We start from the raw sequence: 1378 nt of genomic DNA on the forward strand, positions 1-1378 counted from the left end.
CGGGCCGTCCGGCGCCAGCGGGGTCGCCGTCGTGGTCGTCGTGCGGGCCGGCTCCGGGCCGGGCTCGCCGGCCGCCAGGGCGACCGCCGGCGCGCCCAGCAGCCCGGCCGCCGCGCAGGCGATCAGGGTCGGGCGGGTCCGCGCCATCTACTGCTCGACCTCGCTCTCGCCCTGCTGCTTGTTGAACGCGCAGCGGAACCGCTCGGGGCTGGAGACCGGCTTGCCGCCGGCGAATCCGCCCTTGTCGTGGTTGTCGTAGACCGTGATGTACTGGAGCGTGTCGGGCGCGGGATCGGCCGGCAGCGGCACCGGGTCCGGCTCGCCCTGGCGCGGGTCGCCCTTGGACCCGGGGGTGCTGCCGATGCTGCCCGCGGCGCTGCCGCCGGCGGTCGTCGTGATCAGCGACGAGGACATCTCGCGCTGGTCCCTGAGCCCGTCGCCGGGGAACTCGTCGACCGCCGCGCTGGTCTGGTTGTCGTCGATCGTCGAGGAGATCTTGAGCTTCGGCGCGGCGGCGATCAGCTGCGCGGCCGACGGCAGGTAGCCGCCGAGCTCGGCGCACTTCTGGGTCGCGAAGAAGAAGTCGTTGCGGCCGCGGTCCTTGGTGTCGAGCGGGTACGTGGAGCTGGCCAGGCACCAGGTCCCGAGCTCGACGGTGTCGGCCGGGCAGGCCAGCTGGAGGTCCTGCGGGCGCAGCGTCCCCAGGCGATCGGCGCGCTTGGCGCGGGCGACCCGCGGGATCGCGGACGCCGGGAACTGCCGCTTGCGGTTCAGGCGCAGGATCCCGTAGGCGCGCGGCTTGGTGCTGGCGGCCGACGGCATCCGCTTGGACGAGGCCGAGACGCCGACGCCGGTCATCGCGAAGACCAGGGCCAGCGTGGCCACGGCCAGCGCGGCCGCCGCCAGGATCGTCGGGGTCGAGGGTCGTACGAGTCTCACGGTCGTCTCCGGGGGTGACGGGGGTCGACGGGGCGGGCGTAGGAGAGCGGCCGGCGGCGGAGGTCGCGACGCGCGCGGACGGCGCCGGTCGTCGCCGCGCCACCGGCCGCCGCCAGCACGACCGCGAGCACGATCAGCGCCGCGCCGCCGGTGCCGGGGCCGCGCGGCTCGATCGCGTCGAAGCGGACGTAGGCGTTGGACTGCTCGTGCGCGACCTCTTCCTCGCGCTCGCGCTCGACCTGGCCGACCGGCTGGCTGACCGGCACGCTGATGCTGCCGCTGACCGAGCTGGTGCCGGCGGGCGGGATCGGCTGGCCCGGCGGGGTCGGCGGCGACAGCGGCGCCAGCGGGACCAGGAACGGGCCGGTCGGCCGCGGCGTGGCGGGCAGCGGCGCCGGCTTGGCGGTCAGCGGGGCCTTCGGCGGCGCGACCGGCGCCG

1 protein-coding gene and 1 pseudogene are annotated in these 1378 nt (G+C 76.4%); both read right to left on the minus strand.

The window, feature by feature from the left end; genetic code table 11:
- Positions 1-147: 147 nt before the first annotated feature.
- Entirely contained in the window at positions 148-939 is a 792-nt protein-coding gene (locus PAI11_RS10500; protein WP_007574119.1) for a hypothetical protein, read from the minus strand.
- A pseudogene (locus tag PAI11_RS27060) lies at positions 936-1378 on the minus strand (hypothetical protein); the annotation flags it as partial. The pseudogene PAI11_RS27060 and the gene PAI11_RS10500, both read right to left, overlap by 4 nt.

The sequence above is a fragment of the Patulibacter medicamentivorans genome, from assembly GCF_000240225.1.
GTDB lineage: Bacteria > Actinomycetota > Thermoleophilia > Solirubrobacterales > Solirubrobacteraceae > Patulibacter > Patulibacter medicamentivorans.